Raw genomic sequence first — 26,048 nt, forward strand, 5'->3', positions numbered from 1 at the left:
GTCCTTCAGGCCGCGTGTGCGGCGCGTTGGCGCTCGATGCGCGCTTCCGTCCAAAGCCGGTCGCCAGTCCAGCCGGTGACGACAACGTCAACGATCTGGCCGGGCTGCCCGCTTGTAACGGCTGCCAGCGTGAAGCCTTCCGTGCGGCCGATGCCATCGCGCTCCACAAGCACGCGCTGCCGCGTACCGACCAAGCTGGCGAGGTGTCGTTCGTAGGCCGCATCGCCCACGGCTCGCAGCCGTCTGGCGCGTTCCTTGACGAGGCCGCGGTCAAGCTGGGGCATGCGTGCGGCGGGCGTACCTTCGCGTGGGCTGAAGGGGAAAACATGGAGATGCGACAGGCCGCACTCCTCCACGAGCTTCAGCGTGTTTCCAAACATCGTCTCGGTTTCGGTCGGAAAGCCGGCAATCAGATCGGCGCCGAACACGATGTCGGGGCGCACGGCCCGAATGTCGTGGCAAAAGCGGATGGAATCATCGCGCAAATGACGGCGCTTCATGCGCTTTAGGATCATGTCGTCGCCAGCCTGCAGCGACAGATGGAGATGCGGCATCAGCCGCTTCTCGCCGCCGATGAGCTCGATCAGTTCGGGATCGGCTTCCACGGAGTCGATCGACGACAGGCGCAGGCGCGGCAGATCGGACACCTGCCCAAGAACCGCGCGGATCAAGCGACCGAGCCTGGGCGAACCGGGAAGATCTGCGCCCCAACTTGTCAGGTCGACACCCGACAGCACCACCTCGGCATAGCCGTTGGCTACCAGGCGCTTCACCTGGTCGACCACGGCGCCGGCGGGGACGGACCGCGAATTGCCGCGGCCATAAGGGATGATGCAAAAGGTGCAGCGATGGTCGCAGCCGTTCTGGACCTGCACCACGGCGCGCGCCCGGCCTTCGATGGCATCCACCATGTGCCCTGCGGTTTCACGCACGCTCATGATGTCGTTGACGCGCAGCTTTTCCGTGTCGTTGACACCGAAGTCGGGCAGGGCGCGATAATTGTGCGCCTTGAGCTTTTCCTCGTTGCCGAGAACGAGATCCACTTCCGCCATGCTGCCGAAGCTCGCTGGCTCGGTTTGCGCCGCACAGCCGGTAACGATGATGCGCGCAGCCGGGTTTTCGCGCCGCGCCTTGCGGATCGCCTGCTTGGCTTGGCGCACGGCTTCGGCTGTCACCGCGCAGGTGTTGAACACCACCGCGCCGCCGGCCAGTGCGCCCAGCCCGGCTTCAGTCGCTTCTCGGCGCATCACCTCGGACTCATAGGTGTTCATGCGGCAGCCGAAGGTCACGATCTCCAGCTTGTTGCCTGCTGTGGTATCCTCCATCAGGCAGCGTCCTCGGCATCGCGCTGCCATTGGCCGGTAGCGGGATCAAAGGTGCCGGACCATTCCCATTCGGCCGGGCCGGTCATGATCACGTGGTCGTTGTCTCGCCATTCCACCGTGAGCGAGCCGCCCGCAGGCACCGTCACAGCCACCGAGCGACCGGTGCGCCGGGTGCGCGCGGCCGACACCGCCGCGGCACAAGCGGCCGATCCGCAGGCGCCGGTGAGGCCCGCACCGCGCTCCCAGGTGCGGATCGTCATGGCATCGGAAGCGGTGACCTGCGCGATCGTGATGTTGGCGCGCTCAGGAAAGATCGGGTGGTTTTCCAGCATGGGGCCGAACTTTTCCAGTTCGTAGGACCATACATCCTGGTCAACCCAGAAGATCGCGTGCGGATTGCCCATGGATGCAACGGACGGCGAATGCAGCACGGGCGCATCGATCGGACCGATCTGCAATTCGATCATGCGGGTGTCGCGGAATTCTTCTGCAAGCGGAATATCCTGCCAGCCAAAGCGCGGCAGACCCATGTCAACGGAGATCAGGCCATTGCCATGCTGGTCCGCGTTGAGAATGCCGGCAACCGTTTCGAAGGTGAAGCTGTTGCGACCCGTTTCGGCGGCCAGCGCCTGCACCACACAGCGCATGCCGTTGCCGCAGGCCTGCGCAGTCGATCCATCCGAATTGAGGATCACCACGTAATGGTCGGTGCCGGGTGTTCGCGGATCGTGGATTGCCATGATCTGATCAAAGCCGGTTGCGGGATCAGCGGCGAGCGCCACCGCTGCGGCGGGCAAAACGCGGTCCGTGCGACCGCGCATGTCGGCAACGATGATGTTGTTGCCGAGTCCATTCATCTTCGCGAAAGGAGCGGGTGACGCCATGCTTTCCTGCGGGTGTGCTTGTCCGCGGCTATATGGCCGACAACAGCAGGAATTACCAGCGCAGGCGCCTCAAGGCCGCACTAAGGAACGTCCCAAACCTGCCCCGGGCGCAGGGCTTGGAAGCGGTCGAGATCGATATCGGCGCCTGCCAGCGCCTCGGCAAGATCTTGTGCGGGCGCATCCACGGCCTCTCCGGTCAGCCGGAAGGTGCCCCAATGGTAACCGCCCGCCAGCGGCGCATCGAGGATCTTGAAGGCTTCTACGGCATCAGCCGGATTCTGGTGGTTGGCTTCCATGAACCAGCGCGGTTCATAGGCGCCAATCGGCAGAAGCGCGAAGCGGAACGGGCCGTGTCGCTCGGCTGCCAAGCGGAAATTGATTCCATCGTGAAAGCCGGTGTCGCCCGCGAAATAGATCTTGCCTGCCGGCGTTTCGATCACGAAGGCGGCCCAAAGGGCCATGCGGCGGTCGCTGTTCCATCGCGCCGACCAGTGATGGGCCGGTTCCAGATGCACCATTGAGTCGCCCACCGCGAACGCGTCACGCCAATCGCCGACGCTAATCCGCGCCTTGGGAATGCGCTTGTGCACCACCGTGTCGTTGCCGAGCGGCGTGATGATCCGCGGATCGTGCTTCTCAACGAGGCGAGCCAGCGTATCGAGGTCGAGATGGTCGTAGTGATTATGGCTGAGCAGCACCGCGTCGACCGGCGGCAGGTCCTCGAACCGCATGCCGGGCGGATTGACGCGCGCTGGACCGGCAAAGCGGAACGGCGACACGCGCTTTGACCAGACAGGATCGGTCAGGAAGTTGAGACCGCCCGCCTGGATCAACAGCGTGGCGTGGCCGATCATCGTGATCCGCAGCGCTTCCGGACGAAGCCGATCTTCCGCGACAGCTTGGGGGAAGGGGCTCGGCCAATGCTTGGGCCAGGGCGCCCGCTTTTCGGTGAAGATCCAGCGATGAAGATCGCGGAACCCGCCCGGCAGCTTGCCACCTGGATTGAAGAAGAGCGTCCCATCGAAGTGGTCGCTGGTCGGACCGGTGAAGTAGCGGTTTCGCATCGCAGCGAGATAGAAGCCTTGTGCTACGTCATCAAGACAACGATGCAGCAATGACACACCCGTGACCTGGATCGCGCATGCATCCCCGCAATTTAGCCCACGATTCTGTTATTTTCTAACCTTGTGCCATAGGTATGTTTCAACCGCAGGCGGCGGACAGGGTTAGAAAACGAGGAAGGGGCGAGGCGATGCAGATCGGCAAACTTGGATTGGTGGCGTCAACGGTTGTGCTGCTCGGCGCTGCTGGGTGCCAAAGCGAGCGCATGGCCTCCCTGAACACGCGTCCGGCGCCCCTGCCAGCTGCGCCCGCCGGAACGGTGACGGCGCAGCAGCTCCCTCCGCCCGCACCCACCACATTCCCGGAAACACCTCCGCCGGCACCAGCCCCGACCACCCAGGTCGCAGCGCTGGATCCCGCGGCTGGCGCTGCTGCGGCGTCAACGCCCGTGACAGAAGGCGCGGTAGCCGGCGTTTGGAACGTGTCGGTTGCCGGCCAAAGCTGCCGCGTCGCGACGCCGCGCACCAAGTTCGGCCAAGGCTTCCGCGCGGCACCGCTGCGCTGCCCGGCCCCGCTTGATGGCGTGAAGTCCTGGGCCGTCCAGGGCAACCAGGTCGTGCTCTACAACGACGGCGGCTCACAGGTTGCGTCGCTTTCCTCCACCGGACCCGAGAAGTTCGACGGCACGACGTCCAGCGGCTCGCCCGTTTCGCTGACGCGCTGAGCAGCACTTCAGGGTCATGACAGCAAACACCGTCGCGGGAGCAAACCGCAGCCTGCGACGTCGTTATGAGCAGCTTGCAACCGAGCAGGGCTTCGTTGCGGATCCCTACCAGGACAAGATCGTCGACACGCTCGACGACCTTCTCCAGGCTCTCAGTAAGGACGATCTCGACAGCCGGCCGGGCTTCTTTGCGCGCTTGTTTGCTCGCAAGCCGAACCCTGCATCGGCCCCGCAAGGGCTTTACATCCACGGCAGCGTCGGGCGCGGCAAGACCATGCTGATGGACATGTTCTTCGACCAAGCGCCCGTGGCCGGCAAGCGTCGGGCACACTTCAACGATTTCATGGCCGATGTGCATGACCGCATCGCCCGCCACCGCGCCGAGGTGAAGGCCGGAACGGCAAAGGGCGACGACCCGATCCCGCCTGTGGCACAGGATCTCGCGGACCAGGCAAAGCTGCTTTGCTTCGACGAGTTCAGCGTCACTGACATCGCCGATGCGATGATCCTGTCGCGCTTGTTCACGGCGCTTTTTGATCAAGGTGTGGTTCTGGTCGCCACGTCCAATGTCGCACCCGATAACCTTTATCGCGACGGCTTGAATCGCCAGCTGTTTTTGCCCTTCATCGGCCTGCTCAAGCGCCATGTCGCGGTGCTCGATATCGGCGGCACGCACGATCACCGCATGGCGAAGCTGAAGCGGTTGCCGGTCTACATGACCCCTTTGGATGCGCAAACGGCCGGGCGCATGGATCAAGCCTGGGCCGTGGCGTGCGAAGGCCACCGGCCCGCACCAGCCAAGGTCAGCGTGAAGGCGCGCGAGATCGCCGTTCCGCTGGCTGCAGGGCGTGCCGCCCGGTTCCGCTTTGAAGACTTGTGTTCGCAGCCCCTGGCAGCACGCGATTATCTCGCCATTGTGGAGCGGTACCCGACGTTGTTCGTGGACGGTATTCCGGTGCTTGATGCTGCCCGGCGCAACGAGGCCAAGCGGCTGATCCTTCTCGTGGACGTGCTTTATGATCGCCACGCAACCTTGATTGCCACCGCAGCCGCGGAGCCAGATGCCCTTTTCCAGGGGCGCCCCGGTTCAACGGAAGCCTTTGAATTCGTACGCACCGCCTCGCGCCTCGTTGAGATGCAAAGCGAGACGTGGCAGCGCCAATCCGACGCCACATCAAGGCCCGAACCAGCGCCGGCGCCTTTATCGGATTGACGCTTACGTAAGTCGCGCTCGATCTAAACGTTTGAAAATGCTGCCCGTCCAAGAATCATTTGAGTTTTCGGATAGGCGGGGGTATTGCCTGCCGCGACGTCGCGGGCGTCATCATCCGGTCGCCTGCTCGTGTGAATGATCGTAGCGTCGCAGACGGGAGAGCTCCAAGCATGGCACGCAACAAGATCGCGCTTATCGGTTCTGGCATGATCGGCGGCACGCTCGCCCACATGATCGGCCTGAAAGAACTGGGCGATGTCGTTATGTTCGATATTTCCGAGGGGATGCCGCAGGGCAAAAGCCTCGATATCGCACAATCTTCTCCCGTCGACGGCTTCGACGCCAAGTATCACGGCGCGAACGATTATTCCGCCATCGAGGGTGCCGATGTCTGCATCGTCACGGCCGGCGTGCCGCGCAAGCCCGGCATGAGCCGCGACGACCTGCTCGGCATCAACCTCAAGGTGATGGAGCAGGTCGGTGCCGGCATCAAGAAATATGCGCCCAACGCCTTTGTGATCTGCATCACCAACCCGCTGGATGCGATGGTTTGGGCGCTGCAGAAGTTCTCCGGCCTGCCGAAGACCCACGTGGTTGGCATGGCTGGCGTTCTCGACTCCGCGCGCTTCCGGTACTTCCTGGCCGAAGAGTTCAAGGTATCGGTTGAAGATGTGACCGCCTTCGTTCTCGGCGGCCATGGCGATACGATGGTGCCGCTGACCCGTTATTCGACCGTTGCCGGCATTCCGCTGCCGGACCTCGTTAACATGGGCTGGACCAGCCAGGAGAAGCTCGACCAGATCGTGCAGCGCACCCGTGACGGTGGCGCCGAGATCGTCGGTCTGTTGAAGACCGGCTCGGCTTATTACGCCCCGGCGTCGTCGGCGATCCAGATGGCGGAAGCCTATCTCAAGGACAAGAAGCGCGTTCTTCCGGCGGCTGCACACCTTTCCGGCCAATACGGCGTCAAGGACATGTATGTCGGCGTGCCAACCGTGATCGGCGCCGGCGGCATCGAGCGCATCATCGAGATCGACCTCAACAAGGCTGAGCAGGCCATGTTCGACAAGTCGGTGTCTTCCGTCCAGGGCCTGTGCGAGGCCTGCATCGGCATCGCGCCGAACCTCAAGTAATCCTCCCCGAGCCCTTTCAAGGACGGATATTCCATGAACATCCACGAATACCAGGCCAAGGCGCTGCTCAAGAAGTTCGGCGCTCCCGTTGCCGAAGGCGTGCCGATCTTCTCCGTTGACGAAGCGGAAGCCGCTGCCAAGCAGTTGCCCGGCCCGCTTTATGTCGTGAAAAGCCAGATCCATGCCGGCGGCCGCGGCAAGGGCAAGTTCAAGGAGCTCGGCGCCGAGGCCAAGGGCGGCGTTCGCCTCGCCAAGTCGGTCGAGGAAGTGGTTTCCCACGCCAAGGAAATGCTCGGCAACACGCTTGTGACGAAGCAGACGGGCGACGCCGGCAAGCAGGTCAACCGCCTTTACATCGAAGACGGCGCCGATATCGACCGCGAGCTTTACCTTTCGATCCTGGTGGATCGTTCGGTTGGCCGTCCTGCCTTCGTTGTTTCCACCGAAGGCGGCATGGACATCGAGGCCGTGGCCCATGACACGCCGGAAAAGATCATCACCGTGGCCGTGGATCCGGAAACCGGTCTGACCCAGTCCGACCTCGACACGCTGACCTCGACCTTGAAGCTCGAAGGCGAGGCGAAGGCTGACGGCGAGAAGCTGTTTCCGATCCTCTACAAGGCTTTTGTCGAGACCGACATGAGCCTGCTCGAGGTCAACCCGCTGATCGTCATGACCAACGGCCGTTTGCGCGTGCTCGACGCCAAGGTGTCGTTCGACGGCAACGCCATGTTCCGTCACGACGACATCAAGGAACTGCGCGACGAAACCGAAGAAGACGCCAAGGAAATCGAGGCTTCCAAGTGGGACCTCGCTTATGTGGCGCTCGACGGCAATATCGGCTGCATGGTGAACGGCGCCGGGCTCGCCATGGCGACGATGGACATCATCAAGCTTTACGGCAAGGAGCCGGCGAACTTCTGTGACGTTGGCGGCGGTGCCGGCAAGGAAAAGGTCGCGGCAGCCTTCAAGATCATCACGGCAGACCCGAAGGTCGAGGGCATCCTCGTCAACATCTTCGGCGGCATCATGAAGTGCGATGTCATTGCCGAGGGTGTTGTTGCTGCGGTTCAGGAAGTCGGATTGAAGGTGCCTCTGGTTGTTCGCCTCGAAGGCACGAATGTCGAGCTCGGCAAGAAGATTCTGAACGAGTCAGGCCTCGCCATCACGGCTGCCGACGATCTCGACGACGCCGCCAAGAAGATCGTTGCGGCGATCCAGGCCTAACCCAAGGACCGGTTTCTCATGTCTATCCTGATCAACAAGAACACCAAGATCCTGGTCCAGGGCCTGACCGGCAAGACCGGCACCTTCCACACCGAACAGGCGCTCGCCTACCACGGCACCCAGATGGTCGGCGGCATCCATCCCAAGAAGGGTGGGGAAAGCTGGTCCGGTTCGAAGGGCGAAAGCCTGCCGATCTTTGCTTCGGTCGCCGAAGGCAAGGAAAAGACCGGGGCGGACGCGTCCGTGGTTTACGTGCCGCCGGCAGGCGCTGCCGCAGCCATCATCGAGGCCATTGATGCGGAAATCCCGCTGATCGTTTGCATCACCGAAGGCATCCCTGTGATGGACATGGTGAAGGTCAAGGCCAAGCTCGACAAGTCCAAGTCGCGTCTGATCGGGCCGAACTGCCCCGGCCTCGTGACACCGGATGAGTGCAAGATCGGCATCATGCCGGGTTCCATCTTCCGCAAGGGATCGGTGGGCGTTGTGTCACGCTCGGGAACGCTTACCTATGAAGCGGTGTTCCAGACCTCGAATGCCGGCCTTGGCCAAACCACGGCGGTTGGTATCGGTGGCGATCCGGTGAAGGGTACCGAGTTCATTGACGTCCTGGAAATGTTCCTGGCCGATGATGAAACCCAGTCGATCATCATGATCGGCGAAATTGGCGGTTCGGCCGAAGAAGACGCAGCGCAGTTCCTGCGCGACGAAGCCAAGCGCGGTCGTTCGAAGCCGATGGCCGGCTTCATTGCCGGGCGCACGGCGCCTGCGGGCCGCACCATGGGCCATGCCGGCGCTGTGATTTCGGGCGGCAAGGGCGGCGCGGAAGACAAGATTGCGGCCATGGAAGCCGCTGGCATCCGGGTGTCGCCGTCGCCGGCCCGCCTGGGCCAAACGCTGCTGGAAGTCCTCAAGGGCTGAGCAGCCATGAGCGAGCTTTCTGGCCAGCCTCGTTGGCCAGAAAGGAAACCCGGCGGGCGAAACGGGCCGGGACTGATGGGGTGGGAGCACAGACGGGCTGTCCGTCTTTCGCATGAGCGGCGGTTCACGCTGCCACAACAAGGAGAGCGGGCACGATGCCCGCAACAATCATGGCGCGCAACGACCAAGCCAATGACCAATTCGCCGGCACCTCGTTTCTTTACGGCGGCAATGCAGATTACATCGAACAGCTTTACGCCCGCTTCCAAGAGGACCAGCAGTCGGTTTCTGCCGAATGGCGCGCCTTTTTCGGCGACCTCAAGGACAACGCGGCTGACGTTGCGAAGAATGCCGAGGGTGCTTCCTGGACGAAGCCCAACTGGCCGGTTCAGGCCAATGGCGAGCTCGTTTCGGCGCTCGACGGCAATTGGGGGACGGTCGAGAAGCACATCGAAAAGAAGCTGAAGGACAAGACTGCCGCTTCGAGCGCCCCCAGCACGTCCGAAACTGACATCCTCCAGGCGACGCGCGATTCCGTGCGCGCCATCATGATGATTCGTGCCTTCCGCATGCGCGGGCACCTTCATGCCAATCTCGACCCGCTCGGCATTGCCAAGCCGATCGAGGACTACAACGAGCTTTCGCCCGAAAACTACGGCTTCACGGAAGCCGATTACGACCGTCCGATCTTCATCGACAACGTTCTCGGTCTCGAATATGCGACCGTGCGCCAGATGCTGGACATCCTGAAGCGCACCTACTGCTCGACCATGGGCGTCGAGTTCATGCACATCTCCAACCCGGAGGAGAAGGCCTGGATCCAGGAGCGGATCGAAGGGCCGGACAAGGGTGTCGAGTTCACCGCAAACGGCAAGAAGGCGATTCTCCAGAAGCTGGTGGAAGCGGAAGGTTTCGAGCAGTTCATCGACGTCAAGTACAAGGGCACCAAGCGCTTCGGGCTCGATGGCGGCGAAGCGCTGATCCCGGCGCTGGAGCAGATCATCAAGCGCGGCGGCCAGCTTGGCTTGAAGGAAGTTGTGCTCGGCATGGCGCACCGCGGCCGCCTCAACGTGCTTTCGCAGGTTATGGGCAAGCCGCACCGCGCGATCTTCCATGAGTTCAAGGGCGGCTCCTATGCGCCCGACGACGTGGAAGGCTCCGGTGACGTGAAGTACCATCTGGGTGCCTCGTCGGACCGCGAGTTCGACGGCAACAAGGTTCACCTGTCGCTTACCGCCAATCCATCGCATCTCGAGATCGTCGATCCCGTGGTGATGGGCAAGGCGCGCGCCAAGCAGGACCAGCTTTTCGGGCGCAACAAGAGCCACGACATGGTGCCGCCGGAAGAGCGCGCCAAGGTGCTGCCGCTGCTGCTGCATGGCGATGCGGCCTTTGCGGGCCAAGGCGTGGTGGCCGAGATTCTTGGCCTGTCTGGCCTGCGCGGCCACCGGGTCGGCGGCACGCTGCATTTCATCATCAACAACCAGATCGGCTTCACGACCAATCCGCGCTTTTCTCGGTCTTCGCCTTATCCGTCGGACGTGGCGAAGATGATCGAAGCGCCGATCTTCCACGTGAATGGTGATGATCCAGAAGCGGTGGTTTATGCCACCAAGATCGCCATCGAATACCGGATGAAGTTCCAGAAGCCGGTTGTGGTGGACATGTTCTGTTATCGCCGCTTCGGCCATAACGAGGGTGACGAGCCGGCATTCACGCAGCCGATCATGTACCGCAACATCCGCGGTCATTCGACCGTGGTGAAGGCATATGGCGAAAAGCTGATTGCCGAGGGCCACCTCACGGCCGAGGAGCTCGATAAGCTCAAGGCTGACTGGCGCGCTCATCTCGAAGTGGAGTTTGAAAGCGGCCAGGCTTATCGCCCCAACAAGGCGGACTGGCTCGATGGCCAATGGAGCGGCTTGCGCACGGCCGACAATCAGGACGAGCAGCGGCGCGGCAAGACGGCCGTTCCCGCCAAGACGCTGAAGGACATCGGCAAGAAGCTCACCGAGATCCCGAAGGACTTCGAAGCGCACAAGACGATCACGCGCTTCATGGAAAATCGGCGCAAGATGATCGACACGGGCGAGGGCATCGACTGGTCGACCGCCGAAGCGCTCGCGTTCGGGTCGATTCTCGTTGAAGGCAACCCGATCCGCTTGTCCGGCCAAGATTCCGAGCGCGGCACGTTCTCGCAGCGTCATTCGGTGCTTTACGACCAACGCGAGGAAGCCCGCTACATCCCGCTCAACAACCTGTCGGCGGCGCAGGCGAACTACGAAGTCATCAACTCGATGCTTTCGGAAGAAGCCGTGCTTGGCTTCGAGTATGGCTATTCGCTGGCCGAGCCGCGGGCGCTGACCTTATGGGAAGCGCAGTTCGGCGACTTCGCCAACGGCGCGCAGGTCGTGTTTGACCAGTTCATTTCCAGCGGTGAGCGCAAGTGGCTGCGCATGTCGGGCCTCGTGTGCCTGCTGCCGCATGGCTATGAGGGTCAAGGCCCCGAGCACTCCTCGGCTCGCCTCGAGCGCTGGCTGCAGTTGTGCGCTGAAGACAATATGCAGGTCGCCTACTGCACGACCCCCGCGAACTATTTCCACATCCTGCGCCGGCAGTTGAAGCGCGATTTCCGCAAGCCGCTGATCCTGATGACCCCGAAGTCGCTGCTGCGCCACAAGCGTGCGGTCTCGACGCTGGCCGACCTGTCGGGCGAAAGCTCGTTCCACCGCCTCCTGTGGGACGACGCGCAGTATGAAGGCGACCAGCCGATCAAGCTCGTGAAGGATTCCAAGATCCGTCGCGTGGTTCTGTGCTCGGGCAAGGTTTATTATGATCTCTTCGAAGAGCGCGAAAAGCGCGGCATCGACGACGTCTATCTGCTGCGCGTGGAACAGCTTTATCCGTTCCCTGCCAAGGCGCTGATCAACGAGTTGTCGCGCTTCCGCAATGCGGAGATGGTGTGGTGCCAGGAAGAGCCCAAGAACATGGGTGCTTGGTCGTTCATCGATCCGTATCTGGAGTGGGTGCTGGCCCATATCGACGCCAAGCATCAGCGCGTGCGCTACACCGGGCGTCCGGCCGCTGCCTCGCCGGCAACAGGCCTGATGTCCAAGCACCTTGCGCAGTTGCAGGCCTTCCTGGAAGACGCGTTGGGCGGATAAGATCGTGTTCTTTCACCTGAAGCTCCTGCCTCCACGTCCGGACTTCCCGCTCGGCGCGAGTGAAAAGGAGCTTGCGGTGATGGCTGAGCATGCCGACTATTGGCGTGCTTCGGCGGACACAGGCGTTGCCGTGGCGGTTGGGCCGGTGTTCGATCCGGCCGGCACCTTCGGCATCGCCATCGTCGAAGTGGAGGATGCCAAGCAAGCCGAACAACTGGCGGATGAGGATCCGGTTGTTTTGTCCGAGCTTGGCTTCCGCTACGAAGTTTCTCCCATTCCATCCATGATCCTGCGCGACCCGCCCGCTGCCCTCGCGCCCATCAACCCAGACAGGACCTGACCTATGGCAACCGAAATCCGCGTTCCGACCCTTGGCGAATCCGTGACGGAAGCCACGATCGGCAAGTGGTTCAAGAAGGTGGGCGACAGCGTTGCCGCCGATGAAACGCTGCTGGAACTTGAAACCGACAAGGTGACCATCGAGGTACCGGCTCCGGCCGCCGGAACGCTGTCGGAAATCACGGCAGCCGAAGGGGATACCGTGGGCGTTGGCGCCCTTCTCGGTCAGATCGCCGCTGCCGGCGCCGGTACGGCGGCCCCAAAGGCAGCCGCAGCCCCCAGTGGTGCGAAGCAGGCCGAAAGCGCAGCCGATTACGGTGGCCGCCGTGAGGCCACATCGACCGCCTCTGCGTCTGGCGCCGGCAGCGCCGCCACAACCGCTGAAGCCGCGGAAAAGACCGCCGCTGTGGCCGGTGATGCCGGTCCGGTGGAACGCCGCGACACGCCTCCGGCGCCTTCCGCCGCCAAGATGCTCGCCGACAACAACCTGTCGGCCGATCAGGTGCAGGGTTCCGGCAAGCGCGGCCAGGTCATGAAGGGCGATGTGATCGATGCCCTGTCGCGAGGCGCGGCATCCGAACCTGCCGAGACACCACGGGTCGCGAAAGGAAGCGGCAACGAGGAGGCGCGCGAAGAGCGGGTGAAGATGACGCGTTTGCGTCAAACCATCGCCAAGCGCCTGAAGGACGCGCAGAACGTCGCGGCCATGCTCACCACCTTCAATGAGGTGGACATGAAGCCGGTCATGGATCTGCGGTCCAAGTACAAGGACCTTTTCGAAAAGAAGCATGGCGTGAAGCTCGGCTTCATGGGCTTCTTCACCAAGGCCGTGACGCATGCCCTGAAGGAAATCCCGGCAGTCAACGCCGAGATCGACGGCACGGACATCGTTTACAAGAACTACGCCCATATCGGCGTGGCAGTCGGCACCGACAAGGGCCTTGTTGTTCCGGTTGTGCGCGATGCAGACCAGATGACCATCGCCGAGATCGAAAAGGAAATCGGTCGCCTGGGCATTGCCGCGCGTGACGGCAAGCTCGGCATGTCCGACATGCAGGGCGGCACCTTCACGATCTCCAACGGGGGCGTTTACGGCTCGCTGATGTCGACGCCGATCCTGAATGCGCCGCAGTCCGGCATCCTGGGCATGCACAAGATCCAGGAGCGTCCGGTGGTTGCCGGCGGGCAAGTCGTGATCCGGCCGATGATGTATCTCGCGCTGTCCTATGATCACCGCATCGTGGACGGGAAGGAAGCGGTGACCTTCCTTGTGCGCGTCAAGGAAAGCCTGGAAGATCCGGAACGTCTGGTTCTGGATCTCTGATGATCGAAGCGGGAACGCTTTCGAGGTGAAGTCCGGCCGCCGGTCGTCGGCGGCCCGCGAGCGAGGGGATGAGTTATGCCGGTTTTGACGGAAGCAGCCCAATCATTTCTCCAACTCGGCGCCTGGAGCGTTCTGCTCCTTTTTGTTCACATCGCGCTTCAGGGCATGTTTGCCACGCGGGACCTCGGGCTTGATTACAACGCCAGCCCACGCGACGAGCAGAAGACGTCGACGTCGCGACAGGCTCAGCGCGCTGAACGTGCATCGCTCAATTTCCGAGAAACCTATCCCGCCTTCGTGCTTCTGGTGCTCGGACTGGCGATTGCAGGACAGGATACCACAACCGGCTTTCTCGGTGCGTGGCTCTGGTTCTTGGCCCGCATCATCTACTATCCGCTATACCTGATGGGCATTCCTTATATCCGCTCTGTTGTTTGGCTGGCCTCGCTGATCGGCCTTCTGCTGATGTTCATCGCGCTGGTTTCGGCATGAGCGGTCGCCCGGTTGTCCTGATCACAGGCGGTTCGCGCGGCATCGGTGCGGCGACGGCCGTCCAGGCGGCTGCTGCTGGCTATGACGTGGCGCTGAGCTATGTTCGCAACAAGCAGGCTGCCGAAGCGGTCGTTGAGGCGGTGGAGAGCCATAGTGGCCGCGGCCTCGCCGTGCAGGCCGATGTGGCCGTTGAAGCCGACATCATCAATCTCTTCGCGACCACGCAGCAGGCTTTCGGGCGGCTCGACGCTTTCGTGAACAATGCGGGTGTTGTGGACGGCAAGCAGCGCGTCGATGAAATGAGCGCCGAGCGCCTCCAGCGCATGATGGCGATCAACGTCGTGGGTCCCATGCTTTGCGCCCGCGAAGCCGTGAAGCGGATGTCAAAGCGATACGGCGGCAAGGGCGGCGCCATCGTCAATGTGTCGTCCGTCGCAGCCTTGCTCGGCAGTCCCGGCGAATATGTCGACTATGCAGCATCCAAGGGGGCGCTCGACGTGATCACGATCGGCCTTGCAAAGGAAGTTGTGGCGGAAGGCATTCGCGTCAATGCGGTACGACCGGGGATCATCGACACCGAGATCCACGCCTCCGGCGGCCAGCCCGACCGCGTGGCTCGCGTCGCACCTTTGGTGCCGATGGCGCGTGCCGGCAGGGCTGACGAAGTGGCCGCCGCGATCTTATATTTCATGTCCGAAGGCGCTTCCTATTCGACGGGTGCCTTCCTGAATGTCAGCGGCGGACGCTGACGCGCTACGATCAAGGGAACCCACATGAGCCACGACGTCGTCATCATCGGGACCGGTCCCGCGGGCTATGTCTGCGCGATCAAGGCAGCACAGCTTGGCCTCGACACGGCCGTGGTTGAGAAGAACCCGAATTTCGGCGGCACCTGCATCAACATCGGCTGCATTCCTTCGAAAGCGATGCTGCACGCCTCGGAAATGTTTTCGGCAGCGGGCCACGAGTTCGCCAAGCTCGGCATCAAGGTGCCTGCGCCTGAGCTCGATCTGCCGGCGATGCTCGCTCACAAGACCGATACGGTTGCGGCCAACGTCAAGGGCCTGGAGTTCTTGATGAAGAAGAACAAGATCACCGTGTATCGCGGCTTCGGCAAGGTTCTTGGCACGGGCAAGGTGCAAGTAACGGCCGAGGACGGCGCAACGCAGGAGGTGGCGGCCAAGAACATCGTGATTGCCACCGGCTCGGAAGTGGCCGGGATCCCCGGTGTCTCCGTCGAGATTGATGAGGAAGTCATCGTATCCTCCACCGGCGCCCTGTCGTTCTCCAAGGTGCCGGAAAGCCTGATTGTCGTGGGTGGCGGCGTGATCGGCCTCGAGCTGGGTTCCGTCTGGTCGCGTCTCGGCGCCAAGGTCACCGTGGTCGAATATCTCGACACGCTGCTTGGCGGCGGCAGCGATGGCGAGGTCGCCAAGCAGTTCCAGAAGGTGCTTTCCAAGCAGGGCATGGAGTTCAAGCTCGGCGCACGCGTCACGGCCGTGGAAAAGGGCGGTGCGGGTGCCCGCGTCACCTTCCAGCCGGCCAAGGGTGGGGAAGCGGAAGTAATGGAGGCAGAGCGTGTGCTGGTGTCCACCGGCCGCAAGCCGTTCCACGACAAGCTTGGCCTTGCCGAAGCCGGTGTTGCGCTCGACGAGCGTGGCCGCGTCGCTGTCGACAACCACTACAAAACCAATGTCGACGGCATCTACGCCATTGGCGACGTCATTGCCGGTCCGATGCTCGCCCACAAGGGCGAAGACGAGGGCGTTGCAGTGGCCGAGATCCTCGCGGGCCAGCATGGCCATGTGAACTATGATGTGATCCCGAGCGTGGTTTACACCAACCCGGAAGTGGCTTCGGTTGGCAAGACCGAGGAAGAGCTGAAGAAGTCAGGCGTCGAGTACAAGGCGGGCAAGTTCAACTTCTCCGCCAACGGGCGTGCCCGCGCCATGCTGCAAACAGATGGCTTCGTGAAGATCCTAGCCGATGCCAAGACGGATCGCGTGCTCGGCGTTCATATCCTCGGTTTCGGCGCCGGTGAGATGATCCACGAGGCGGCGGTGCTGATGGAGTTCGGCGGTTCGTCGGAAGATCTGGCCCGCACCTGCCATGCGCATCCGACGATGTCGGAAGCCGTGCGGGAAGCCGCGCTCGGCACCTTCTTCAAGACGATCCATAGCTGAGCAGCGAAACGCTGCCCCCACAACGCTCTTCGTGCAGATTGACTCTGCGCGAAGAGTGCGTAGAAGCACAGTCGTCTCCGGAGCCTTCATGCGCAACGCCAGCACGGCATTCATGGCCTACGCGTCCGCCGCCCTCGCGGTCGACGACGCTTGCCTGCGCATCTCCGCGAAAACCACGGCCAAAACGACCACGACCGCGAAAACGGTCTGATCCCTTCGGCCTGCTCACCCTCTCCCGGGTTAGGCCTGGAGGGAGCAGCCGAGGCGGACCCGCAAAAGGCCGGCGGGTTTTTCCAAGGCGCACCAGCGGAGAGGAAAAGGAGAAGGTTCAATGGGTTACAAGGTCGCGATCGTTGGTGCCACAGGCAATGTGGGCCGCGAAATGCTGAATATCCTGGAAGAGCGCGGTTTTCCCGCAGACGAAGTCGTTGCGCTCGCGTCACGCCGCAGCCAGGGAACGGAAGTGTCTTATGGCGACAAGACGCTGAAGGTTCGGCCGCTCGAGCAGTATGACTTTTCCGACACCGACATCTGCCTGATGTCAGCCGGCGGCAACGTGTCGAAGGAATGGTCGCCGAAGATCGGCAAGCAGGGCTGCGTTGTCATCGATAATTCGTCCGCGTTTCGCTATGATCCGGATGTCCCGCTGATCGTGCCGGAAGTGAACGCCGATGCGGTCGCGGGCTTTGCGAAGAAAAACATCATCGCGAACCCGAACTGCTCGACCGCGCAGATGCTGGTCGCGCTGAAGCCGCTGCACGACCACGCCACGATCAAGCGCGTCGTTGTTTCGACCTACCAGTCCGTTTCGGGCGCGGGCAAGGAAGGCATGGACGAACTCTTCACGCAAACGCGGGCCGTGTTCGTCGCCGATCCGGTGGAGTCGAAGAAATTCACCAAGCGCATTGCCTTCAACGTCATTCCCCACATCGACGTCTTCATGGAAGACGGCACGACCAAGGAAGAGTGGAAGATGGTGGCCGAAACCAAGAAGATGCTCGACCCGAAGATCAAGGTCACCGCAACCTGCGTGCGGGTTCCCGTGTTCATAGGCCATTCGGAAGCGATCAACCTGGAATTCGAAAAGCCGATCTCGGCTGACGAAGCGCGCGAGATCCTGCGCGAAGCGCCGGGCTGCCTTGTGATCGACAAGCGCGAAGACGGCGGCTACATCACGCCGATCGAAAGCGCCGGCGAAGATGCGACCTATATCAGCCGCATCCGTGAGGATTCCACGCTGGACAACGGGCTGAACCTTTGGGTGGTGTCTGACAACCTGCGCAAGGGTGCTGCCTTGAATGCCGTTCAGATCGCCGAACTGTTGGTGGAGCGTAACCTGATTTCGCCGCGCCAAAAGGCGGCCTGAGCCAAGCGGTTCAACTTCTGAAACAAAAAAGCCGGGCGCGAGCCCGGCTTTTTCGTTCGCCTGCGAGTTGCCGCTTAGGAAGCAGCTTCCTCGGCCGGTGCATTGGCCGCCTCGGCGGCAGCAGCCTCATCGGCAGCCTTCTTGGCAGCAGCGGCTTCTTCAGCCTGCTTGGCAGCGGCAAGACGTTCCTGAGCCTTCTTGCCCGGCAGTGCCTTGGTCGGGTTGGCGCGCGTGTCGCGCTTGGCAATGCCAGCCTGATCAAGGAAGCGCAGCACACGATCGGTCGGCTGGGCGCCATGCGACAGCCAATGCTGCAGGCGCTCCTCGTCGAGCTTCACGCGCTCACCGTCCTTCGGCAGCATCGGGTTCCAGGCGCCGACCTGCTCGATGAAGCGGCCGTCGCGGGGCGAGCGGGCATCGGCGATGACGATATGGTAATAAGGGCGCTTCTTCGAGCCAGCGCGGGCCAAACGGATCTTGAGGGACATTTCGTTGCTCCAGGTCTTCTTGTTGCTTGTAATCTTGCTTGATGTTGATGGTGGTCCGGCTCAGCTTTGCGCGCTTTGCACCAGACCGGCATCGGTACTGCCGGAAGCCACCGCCTCGTGATGGCGGATGACTTCCTTGACGATGAAGTTCAAGAACTTCTCCGCGAAATCCGGATTGAATTTCGCATCCTTGGCCAGCGTCCGAAGACGGGCAATCTGTTCACGCTCACGCGTCGGATCGGCGGCGGGCAGCTTGTGCGCGGCCTTCAAGCGACCGACCTGCTCCGTAGCGCGGAACCGCTCGGCCAGCAGGTAAACGATGGCAGCGTCGAAATTGTCAATCGAGGCACGCAGGTCGCGCAGCAGTTCGCGTGCACGCGCCACGTCGTCCTGCTCGGCTGTTGTTGTTTCGCTGCCCATTCGCTCCCCCTTATTTCTTTTTCGGCAGGCCTGGCATGCCGCCCGGCAGACCCGGCAAGCGCATGCCCCCACCGGGAAGGCCCGGAAGACCACCCGGGAGCCCACCGCCCATCCCGCCCAGCCCCTTGCCCAGCCCGGCGGCCTCGGCCTGCTTTTGCAGGGCTTCCAGCTGCTTGGGATCCATTTTGCTGAGATCGGGCATGCCGCCCATCCCCGGCATCATGCCGCCCAGCCCCATCTTCTGCGCCATGCCACCCATGAGGCCGCGCATCATGCCACCCTTCTTGTTGCCCATGGCCTTCATCATGTCGGCCATCTGACGATGCATCTTGAGGAGCTTGTTGATCTGCGCGGCATCCGTGCCCGAGCCGGCGGCGATGCGCTTCTTGCGGCTGTGCTTGAGGAGATCGGGATTGGCGCGTTCCGCCTTGGTCATCGACGAGATGATGGCGATCTGCTTGCAGAACATCTTGTCGTCGAGGCCGGCCGCCGCGATCTGGTCCTTCATCTTCCCCATGCCCGGCATCATCCCCATGATGCCGCCCATACCGCCCATCTTCTGCATCTGGCGCAGTTGATCGGCGAGATCATCCAGGTCGAACTTGCCCGACTGCATCTTCTTGGCCATTGCCGCGGCTTTTTCCGCGTCGATGGTTTCGGCAGCGCGTTCCACGAGCGATACAATATCGCCCATGCCCAGGATGCGATCGGCGATACGCTTGGGGAAGAATTCTTCCAGCGCATCCATCTTTTCGCCCGTGCCGATCAGCTTGATCGGCTTGCCGGTGACGGCGCGCATCGACAGGGCCGCACCGCCGCGGCCGTCGCCGTCCATGCGGGTGAGCACCAGGCCCGTGATGCCGACGCGATCGTCGAAGTTGCGGGCGAGATTGACGGCGTCCTGACCGGTCAGGGAGTCGGCGACGAGCAGGATTTCGTGCGGACGGGCAGCCGACTTGATGTCGGCCATCTCCACCATCAGCGGCTCGTCAATGTGGGTACGGCCGGCGGTGTCCAGGATCACGACGTCATAGCCGCCGAGGCGGCCGGCCTGTTCGGCGCGCTTGGCGATGTCGACCGGCGACTGACCGGCGATCACCGGCAGCGTGGTGACCTTTGTTTGTTCGCCGAGCTGGCGCAGCTGTTCCTGCGCGGCCGGCCGGCGCGTATCGAGCGACGCCATCAGGACCTTCTTGCCCTGACGCTCGGTCAGCCGCTTGGCGATCTTGGCCGAGGTCGTGGTCTTGCCCGAGCCCTGAAGGCCGACCATCATGATGAAAACCGGGGCGGGCGCGTTCAAGTCGATGCTGACGCCTTCCGCACCCAGCATCTCGACCAGCTCGTCATGGACGATCTTCACGACCATCTGGCCGGGCTTGATCGACTTCAGGACTTCGGCGCCAACCGCCTTGGTGCGGACCTTGTCGACAAAGGAGCGCACGACGTCGAGCGACACGTCTGCCTCGATCAAGGCGCGACGCACTTCCCGCATGGCGGCCGTCACATCGGCATCCGAAAGGGCGCCGCGGCCGGTCAGGCCGTTGAGGATCGAGCCAAGGCGATCCTGAAGGGTTTCAAACATTCGCGTCTTCCTTTTCCCGGGGCAGGCCCTGAGATAAGCGCGTGCGGGGCAGTTTCCAAACAACCGACAAAGCGGAAAAACACCCGGGGGCGCATCGCGCTGCCGGATGTTGACCTCCAGGATCCAGCTTGGAGCTGGTCCAGGTCGGCGCTTGGAGTGCTACCTCTTCGCGGAATTCAGGGGGTCTTCAACAGGAAGACAGGGCCGAAGTCAAGGTCGCTGCACGAAAAGGCCGCCGGCGTGATGCCGACGGCCTTTAAGGAGATCAGACCGATCTTAGCGGACGACCGAAACGATGCGGCGCGTGCCCGGATCGATCAGAACCGGCTGGCCATTGATATAGGCGTAGCGATACTCGTAATCCGGCACTTCGCGCAGTTCCACCGTTTCAGGAACGCCTGCGCCCACCACAACCTCGCCTTCGAGGTAGACCGGCTCCACCTGGTTCTGGACAACATATTCGCGGACCACAGGCGTCGGGTTGACGGCTTCGCCGATCACGCCGCCTGCCGTTGCTCCAACCACGCCGCCGATGGCTGCCCCAACCGGGCCGCCGATAAGCGCGCCGGCGACAGCGCCCGTGGCGATGCCTGCTGCCGCACCGCTGGTACCGCCGCCCTGGGCGTTGGTTGCTGCAACAGTCTCATCATATTCGACAACCGGCACGGCATCGGCCGGACGCTCGGTGACGACGACCTGGCTGCCGCCCGAGAACGAGCTTGTCAGGTAGTCGGAGTAAGCCCAGCCTGGCTTGCCGTCCACGGTCACCTGGCACCACTTGCTGCCGGATGCGCAGCCTTCCAGCGTCGCCTGTTCATTGGCGCCGATGGAGGCGATCACTGGATACTGCGGGCCAGGTCCCGACCGCACGTTGAGGTCCGTGGTTGCGGTGACGCTCGTTTGAGCGAGCGAAGCACCCGCGGTTGCGAGCAAAAAGCCGGCCGTTGCGCTAAGAAGCGTGAGTTTCTTCATGATCAGGAATTCCCTTGGGTTGCGCCCTTCGGCGGGATGAACGAAGCGGGTGGTTCTTCGTTCCCCCGCTCGATCACGAAAGATGTGATCGGGTTGGCACGTGGTTAAGCGGCGCTGTGTTCCACATGCTGGGCTGCTACGCCGCTCGTCTGCTTGAGAAGACCGTCGATAAAGGTCAGCTTCTTTGCCACCGGCTGGGAGATCACGAAGGGGTAAAGGTCTCCCAAGCCCATGCAGCGGTTGATGGAGTTCACGACCTCTGAAAGGGTAATCCAGCGGCTGAGAACGCCTTGAAACTCCGTTGCGTTAGGGTCTGGCGGTGTGGGAACGTCAAGGCGCTCCAAAGGCACCTTGAAAGCCTCCGCCATCTCGAGCGTGTCAACGATGTGGAGGTAGTGCGCCCAGCATTCAGCCCAATCTTCCCAGGGATGGCTGGCCGCATAGGCTGAAATGTGCTCATTCGCCCAGCCGGTGGGTGCACCGTTCGAGTAGTGGTTCTGCAGGGACTGAGCGTAGTCGACCTGTTCGTCGCCGAAAATGTCTCGGAAGGCAGCCAGTTGTTCCGGGTTGTCGCGGATCAGGCGATCCCAGTAATAATGTCCGAGTTCATGCCGGAAGTGGCCAAGAAGCGTGCGGTAGCGCTCCCCCATGGCGACCCTCATGGCTTCGCGCTCGGGGGAATCTGCTTCCGCGACGTTGAGTGTGATCAGGCCGTTGTCATGGCCGGTGAGGATCCGTTCTCCACCCGGGCCTGGCCCGATGGGATCGCCCAGGAAATCGAAGGCGATGCCGACTTCCTCCTCCGGCGACGCTTTGGGCGCAACCGGAAGGTGAAGCGCAAGCAGCGTGTAGACGGTGCGCTTCTTCGCCATCTCAAGCTTGGTCCAGCGGAGGCGATTTCCTTCCACGGACAAATCCGGAATCGTGTGGTTCAAACTGCACGCGAGGCAGAGATTGAGGTTTTCTTCGGCCACCCAGTTGCAGTCACATTCCCCGGCGTTCGTGCAAATGAGCGCACCTGCCGCGCCAGCCACGACGAACTCGCCCCGGTGCGGGTGGTAGGCCACCGGCGTGTTGCAGTTCAAGCAAAGGGAGTTTTCGAAATAAAGGCGCTGGCCGCAATGCGGACAGGTGAAGAGTTTCATGTTCTGGAAGCTCCGAGCAACAAGCTGGTCACTGTCTCCGCCTCTTTGCCGTGGGCAGAACAGCAGCATGCCTCGTAACGTGGCCGGGGGGTAGGTGTTCCGCTCACGCGGGAGCGAAACGATTTTCGGGCGCGATCAATTTTCCGCCAGATTCATGAGGTCTGGCGAGAAAGAAGCCGGGTGTTGCCTCGTTCAACTTGCCAGCGACAAGATTTTCTGCAAACCGGCATGAGCGAGGACGACCCCCAGCGGTCGTTGGAAAGATCATCTTAACGACACCGCTGCAGATAAACGAACATGATCGCGCAGGTCGCGGCCGCAACAATGGAGAATTGCATGGCGCTGTTGAGAAAGCTGCTTGGTTTTGCGGGGGTGGCGGCTGTCGCCTTGGGTATGGGCGGCCAGGCACAAGCGGCTCAGTGCGGCAACAACGCCGGCGGCTTTGAAGCCTGGAAGGCGCAGTTCTCCCGCGAAGCCGCGTCACAGGGCATTGGCAACCGCGCTCTGAACGCGCTGGCCGGAACGACCTACGCTTCCAAGACAATCGCCGCCGATCGCAACCAGCATTCGTTCAAGTTGACGCTGCAAGAGTTTATGCAGAAGCGCGGATCAGCCACGATCGTCGCGCGCGGCAAGAAGCACAAGGCGTCCAACGCCAAGCTTTTTGCTTCCATCGAGCAGCGCTACGGCGTTCCCGCGGGCCCGTTGATTGCCATCTGGGGCATGGAAACGGGCTTCGGCTCGTTTCTCGGAAACCAGAACACGCTTTCGGCTGTGGCCACGCTTGCCTATGACTGCCGCCGTAGCGAGTTCTTCACCGATCAGCTTTATTCTGCGCTTCAGCTCGTTGATCGCGGTGTTCTGACCGCGTCCGCCCAGGGTGCGGCGCATGGCGAGATCGGCCAAACGCAGTTTCTGCCCAAGAACGTCCTGCGCTATGGCGTGGACGGCGATGGCGACGGCCGGATCGACATGGTGAACTCCAAGGCAGATGCGCTCGCGTCCACGGCCAACTTCCTGCGCGGACATGGCTGGCGTCCCGGCGCCGGCTACCAGCAGGGCCAGCCGAACTATGCGGCGATCCAGGGCTGGAACGCGGCTGGCGTTTACCAGAAGGCCATTGCCCTGATGGCAGCCGACATCGACGGCTAAGCAGCGTCTCATCTCCATGAATGGAAAAGCCCGGTCTCGCGACCGGGCTTTTTTCTTGCTGGCCTGCCAGTGATCCCGATCAGCCGCGCCGGTTGCGGGCGCCGAGCGTGCGCAGGCGCAGCGCGTTCAAACGAATAAAGCCGGCAGCGTCCTTCTGGTCGTAGGCGCCGCGATCGTCCTCGAAGGTCACGAGCGCGTCGGAATAGAGCGACTTGTCGGACCGGCGGCCGGTGACGATCACGTTGCCCTTGTAGAGCTTGAGGCGGACCTCGCCTTCCACATGCTCCTGGCTCTTGTCGATCAAGGCCTGCAGCATCTCGCGTTCCGGCGAGAACCAGAAGCCATTGTAGATCAGCTCGGCATAGCGCGGCATCAGCTCGTCCTTGAGATGGGCGGCGCCCCGGTCGAGCGTGATGGATTCGATGGCGCGATGGGCCTGAAGCAGGATCGTGCCGCCCGGCGTCTCATAAACGCCGCGGCTTTTCATGCCGACGAAGCGGTTTTCCACGAGGTCCAGCCGCCCGATGCCGTTGTCACGGCCGAGCTCGTTGAGCTTGGCCAAGAGCGAGGCCGGCGACAGCGTTTCGCCATTGATCGACACGGCATCGCCCTTGGCGAAACCGATCGTGACTTCCGTGACCTCGTCCGGCGCGTCCATCGGTGACACGGTGCGCTGGTGGACATATTCCGGCGCTTCGGTCCACGGATCTTCCAGCACCTTGCCTTCCGACGATGAGTGCAGGAGGTTGGCGTCCACCGAGAAGGGCGCCTCGCCCTGCTTGTCCTTGGTGACCTGGATCTGGTGTTCCTGCGCGAACTGCAGCAGGTCCGTGCGCGACTTGAAGGTCCAGTCGCGCCACGGCGCAATGACCTTGATGTCCGGGTTCAGCGCATAGGCAGACAGCTCGAAGCGAACCTGGTCGTTCCCCTTGCCGGTCGCGCCATGGGCGATGGCGTCGGCGCCGGTTTCTCTGGCGATCTCGACAAGACGCTTGGAGATCAGCGGTCGGGCAATCGACGTGCCAAGCAGGTACAGGCCCTCATATTCGGCATTGGCGCGGAACATCGGAAACACGAAGTCACGCACGAATTCCTCGCGCACATCCTCGATATAGATGTCCTTGATGCCCATAATCTCCGCCTTCTTGCGGGCGGGCTCCAGTTCCTCGCCCTGGCCCAGGTCGGCGGTGAAGGTCACAACCTCCGCGCCAAGCTCGGTTTGCAGCCATTTGAGGATGATCGATGTGTCCAAACCGCCCGAATAGGCGAGAACCACCTTCTTGACGTCCTTGTAGTTGCTGCTCGACATGAAGCTTTCCCGGGGATTGGCGAAGTCGCGGCTCTTTTAGCAGGACGCTTCCGACGCACAAGCGCTCTTCCCATGAGCGGGTCGCGCCGTTAAAGCCGCGCCATGCCAAACCCGCCCGCCTTTGCTTCCGATCCTGCGAACCCGCAGCCGCATGGGGCCGGGGTAGCACGCTGGCATTCCTTGCTGGAAGGGCGTTGGCTGGGCGTACCGTGGCCGATCCTCCTCATGGTCGGCTATTTCGTTCTCCAGGCCACGCTGCTGACGCTGACCCGCAACGGGGCGAGTTTCGACGGCGCGGAACAGTTGGTGACAGCGCAAGCGCTGCAATGGGGGTATGGCCGCTCGCAGCCGCCGCTTTATACTTGGCTCCTGGTGGCGCTTCAGCAGTTCATTACCGCGCCGCTGGCAGCCGAGCATGTGTTGAAGGCGCTGCTTTTCATCGCCGGCTACCTCGCCATATACGGCAGCGCACGGCGAATCGGGCTCGGCCGCCCGGCATCGACGCTTGCCATGCTGTTCTTGTTTCTGATGCCCGAGATCGGGTGGCAGGCGCAGACCGCCTATACCCATTCCGCTCTTGTGTTCAGCACGGGCGCGATGCTGTTGTTTGTTTACCTCGGCCTCGCCCCGACAAGTCCGGCTTGGGAGCACGCACTTTTCAGCGCGTTGGCGGGCCTGGCCATGTTGTCCAAGTTCAGTGCAGGCTACCTCGTCGTCGCCATGCTCGTCGGATTGGCCGCCACGCACCAACTGCGGCTATGTTTTCCCGTCCGGCGGCTGCTCCTGACCTTGGCGGTGTTTGCCGCAATCGTCGCGCCGCACGCCTTGTGGTCGTTGAACCACCTCGACCTGTTGTTTGCCCTGTCGGGGCGTTTCGAACTCGAAACCTACGCCAACCCATTGGTGGGACGTCTTATCGGGCTGGCGACCTATTGCGTGTCGGTGCTGGTTTTTATTGCGCCCCTTGGCGTCGTCGCCGGGGCTGCATCAGGTTTTCCGTGGCGTTTTCTGCGTCCCATGAGTGCCGGCGAGCAGCGTTTGCACGCGATGTTCCTCGCAGGGCTCGCCGTCATGGCGCTGACGCCGGTCGTGTCCGGCGCATCCGACTTCGCGCCACGCTGGCCGCTTGCCGCTGTTTTTCCTTATAGCCTTGTTGCTGCAAGTTTCGTGGATCGCCTGCGCCCGGAGCGCATCGGACCTCTGGTGCTTTTCTGTGCGGCGATCGCGGTCGCCTTCATGCTGGCAATCAACACGCGGTCCAGCCTGCCGGGCTCGCGCTATGAAAATGACTACGCGGGACTTCTGGCCCGTTTGGAAGATCAGGTCGGGCCGATCCAGTCGGCGGTGATTTCGGATTACCCTGTTCTCGCCAATCTGCGGATCGCGCGCCCGGAGCTCCGGCTGATCATGCCCGAGTTTCCCTTCACGGAGCGCTTTCTTGATCGCGACACGGTTTATCTCTGGACGGGTGACGAAGGGATGCCGGGAAGCCTCGTGGCGGAGGCCGCAAAGGTGGGCCGGGACCCGCAATCGCTGACCACCGTGGAAGTGCCCATCATCGACAGCTATGGAAACGTGACAGATGCCACGCTCCACGCTGCCGTTTCGACGCGCCCGTAAAGC

24 protein-coding genes are annotated in these 26,048 nt (G+C 62.4%); 15 read left to right on the forward strand and 9 right to left on the reverse strand.

Going from position 1 to position 26,048, the window contains the following annotated elements:
- Positions 1-5: 5 nt before the first annotated feature.
- The 3 genes from mtaB to J5Y06_RS03960 all read right to left on the reverse strand — a co-directional run bounded on the left by mtaB (position 6) and on the right by J5Y06_RS03960 (position 3,273).
- Entirely contained in the window at positions 6-1,325 is a 1,320-nt protein-coding gene (gene mtaB / locus J5Y06_RS03950) for a tRNA (N(6)-L-threonylcarbamoyladenosine(37)-C(2))-methylthiotransferase MtaB (protein WP_209333781.1), read from the reverse strand.
- The gene (dapF, locus tag J5Y06_RS03955; RefSeq protein WP_209333782.1) at positions 1,325-2,209 is read right to left on the reverse strand and encodes a diaminopimelate epimerase; all 885 of its coding nucleotides are present in this window, start codon (positions 2,207-2,209) and stop codon (positions 1,325-1,327) included. Before dapF ends, mtaB begins: the two co-directional genes overlap by 1 nt.
- Before the next feature lie 80 nt (positions 2,210-2,289).
- Positions 2,290-3,273 (reverse strand): MBL fold metallo-hydrolase, encoded by a 984-nt coding sequence (locus J5Y06_RS03960; protein ID WP_209334365.1) that lies wholly within the window; start codon positions 3,271-3,273, stop codon positions 2,290-2,292.
- Between the two features lie 188 nt (positions 3,274-3,461).
- Between J5Y06_RS03960 and J5Y06_RS03965 the strand changes: the two genes are divergently transcribed.
- From J5Y06_RS03965 to J5Y06_RS04020, 13 genes are all read left to right on the forward strand, one after another.
- Positions 3,462-3,995: an AprI/Inh family metalloprotease inhibitor gene (locus J5Y06_RS03965; protein WP_209333783.1), complete on the forward strand. Its 534-nt coding sequence runs from the start codon at positions 3,462-3,464 to the stop codon at positions 3,993-3,995.
- A gap of 16 nt (positions 3,996-4,011) precedes the next feature.
- A complete protein-coding gene (zapE, locus tag J5Y06_RS03970; protein ID WP_209333784.1) occupies positions 4,012-5,208 on the forward strand; it encodes a cell division protein ZapE in 1,197 nt (398 codons plus the stop codon).
- A 170-nt stretch (positions 5,209-5,378) separates the two neighbouring features.
- Positions 5,379-6,341 (forward strand): malate dehydrogenase, encoded by a 963-nt coding sequence (gene mdh, locus J5Y06_RS03975; RefSeq protein WP_209333785.1) that lies wholly within the window; start codon positions 5,379-5,381, stop codon positions 6,339-6,341.
- A gap of 33 nt (positions 6,342-6,374) precedes the next feature.
- Entirely contained in the window at positions 6,375-7,568 is a 1,194-nt protein-coding gene (gene sucC / locus J5Y06_RS03980; RefSeq protein ID WP_209333786.1) for an ADP-forming succinate--CoA ligase subunit beta, read from the forward strand.
- A gap of 18 nt (positions 7,569-7,586) precedes the next feature.
- A complete protein-coding gene (gene sucD, locus J5Y06_RS03985; protein WP_209333787.1) occupies positions 7,587-8,489 on the forward strand; it encodes a succinate--CoA ligase subunit alpha in 903 nt (300 codons plus the stop codon).
- 170 nt (positions 8,490-8,659) lie between these two features.
- Positions 8,660-11,653 (forward strand): 2-oxoglutarate dehydrogenase E1 component, encoded by a 2,994-nt coding sequence (locus J5Y06_RS03990; RefSeq protein WP_209334366.1) that lies wholly within the window; start codon positions 8,660-8,662, stop codon positions 11,651-11,653.
- Between the two features lie 4 nt (positions 11,654-11,657).
- Positions 11,658-11,993, forward strand: coding sequence for a YciI family protein (locus J5Y06_RS03995; RefSeq protein ID WP_385930851.1), 336 nt, complete (start codon positions 11,658-11,660; stop codon positions 11,991-11,993).
- A 3-nt stretch (positions 11,994-11,996) separates the two neighbouring features.
- The gene (gene odhB, locus J5Y06_RS04000) at positions 11,997-13,316 is read left to right on the forward strand and encodes a 2-oxoglutarate dehydrogenase complex dihydrolipoyllysine-residue succinyltransferase (RefSeq protein WP_209333788.1); all 1,320 of its coding nucleotides are present in this window, start codon (positions 11,997-11,999) and stop codon (positions 13,314-13,316) included.
- A 75-nt stretch (positions 13,317-13,391) separates the two neighbouring features.
- Positions 13,392-13,808, forward strand: coding sequence for an MAPEG family protein (locus J5Y06_RS04005; protein WP_209333789.1), 417 nt, complete (start codon positions 13,392-13,394; stop codon positions 13,806-13,808).
- Positions 13,805-14,557 (forward strand): SDR family oxidoreductase, encoded by a 753-nt coding sequence (locus J5Y06_RS04010; RefSeq protein WP_209333790.1) that lies wholly within the window; start codon positions 13,805-13,807, stop codon positions 14,555-14,557. Before J5Y06_RS04005 ends, J5Y06_RS04010 begins: the two co-directional genes overlap by 4 nt.
- A gap of 24 nt (positions 14,558-14,581) precedes the next feature.
- Entirely contained in the window at positions 14,582-15,991 is a 1,410-nt protein-coding gene (gene lpdA / locus J5Y06_RS04015) for a dihydrolipoyl dehydrogenase (protein WP_209333791.1), read from the forward strand.
- An 88-nt stretch (positions 15,992-16,079) separates the two neighbouring features.
- Positions 16,080-16,202, forward strand: coding sequence for a hypothetical protein (locus J5Y06_RS23245; RefSeq protein ID WP_280818992.1), 123 nt, complete (start codon positions 16,080-16,082; stop codon positions 16,200-16,202).
- 120 nt (positions 16,203-16,322) lie between these two features.
- Positions 16,323-17,357, forward strand: coding sequence for an aspartate-semialdehyde dehydrogenase (locus tag J5Y06_RS04020; protein WP_209333792.1), 1,035 nt, complete (start codon positions 16,323-16,325; stop codon positions 17,355-17,357).
- Positions 17,358-17,431: 74 nt separating this feature from the next.
- Here the strand turns inward: J5Y06_RS04020 and rpsP are convergent, their stop codons facing one another.
- The 5 genes from rpsP to J5Y06_RS04045 form a co-directional block, all read right to left on the reverse strand.
- Complete coding sequence (rpsP, locus tag J5Y06_RS04025) at positions 17,432-17,845, reverse strand: 30S ribosomal protein S16 (protein ID WP_209333793.1); 414 nt, start codon at positions 17,843-17,845, stop codon at positions 17,432-17,434.
- A gap of 60 nt (positions 17,846-17,905) precedes the next feature.
- Complete coding sequence (locus J5Y06_RS04030) at positions 17,906-18,265, reverse strand: chorismate mutase (protein WP_209333794.1); 360 nt, start codon at positions 18,263-18,265, stop codon at positions 17,906-17,908.
- 10 nt (positions 18,266-18,275) lie between these two features.
- Positions 18,276-19,847: a signal recognition particle protein gene (ffh, locus tag J5Y06_RS04035; RefSeq protein ID WP_209333795.1), complete on the reverse strand. Its 1,572-nt coding sequence runs from the start codon at positions 19,845-19,847 to the stop codon at positions 18,276-18,278.
- Positions 19,848-20,123: 276 nt separating this feature from the next.
- A complete protein-coding gene (locus J5Y06_RS04040) occupies positions 20,124-20,819 on the reverse strand; it encodes a DUF1236 domain-containing protein (protein ID WP_209333796.1) in 696 nt (231 codons plus the stop codon).
- Between the two features lie 104 nt (positions 20,820-20,923).
- Positions 20,924-21,964: a zinc-binding metallopeptidase family protein gene (locus tag J5Y06_RS04045; RefSeq protein WP_209333797.1), complete on the reverse strand. Its 1,041-nt coding sequence runs from the start codon at positions 21,962-21,964 to the stop codon at positions 20,924-20,926.
- A gap of 336 nt (positions 21,965-22,300) precedes the next feature.
- Here J5Y06_RS04045 and J5Y06_RS04050 point away from each other — a divergent pair, with 336 nt between their 5' ends.
- Positions 22,301-23,116 (forward strand): lytic murein transglycosylase, encoded by an 816-nt coding sequence (locus J5Y06_RS04050; protein WP_209333798.1) that lies wholly within the window; start codon positions 22,301-22,303, stop codon positions 23,114-23,116.
- Between the two features lie 79 nt (positions 23,117-23,195).
- On the opposite strand, the gene J5Y06_RS04055 is transcribed toward J5Y06_RS04050, so the two are convergent.
- On the reverse strand, positions 23,196-24,425 hold the full coding sequence (locus J5Y06_RS04055) for an argininosuccinate synthase (protein WP_209333799.1): 1,230 nt from the start codon (positions 24,423-24,425) through the stop codon (positions 23,196-23,198).
- A gap of 102 nt (positions 24,426-24,527) precedes the next feature.
- Here J5Y06_RS04055 and J5Y06_RS04060 point away from each other — a divergent pair, with 102 nt between their 5' ends.
- On the forward strand, positions 24,528-26,045 hold the full coding sequence (locus J5Y06_RS04060) for a glycosyltransferase family 39 protein (protein WP_209333800.1): 1,518 nt from the start codon (positions 24,528-24,530) through the stop codon (positions 26,043-26,045).
- The last annotated feature ends 3 nt before the right edge of the window (positions 26,046-26,048 follow it).

Origin of the sequence: Tianweitania sediminis (genome assembly GCF_017813335.1) — a bacterium.
In the GTDB taxonomy this organism is placed as follows: domain Bacteria; phylum Pseudomonadota; class Alphaproteobacteria; order Rhizobiales; family Rhizobiaceae; genus Tianweitania; species Tianweitania sediminis.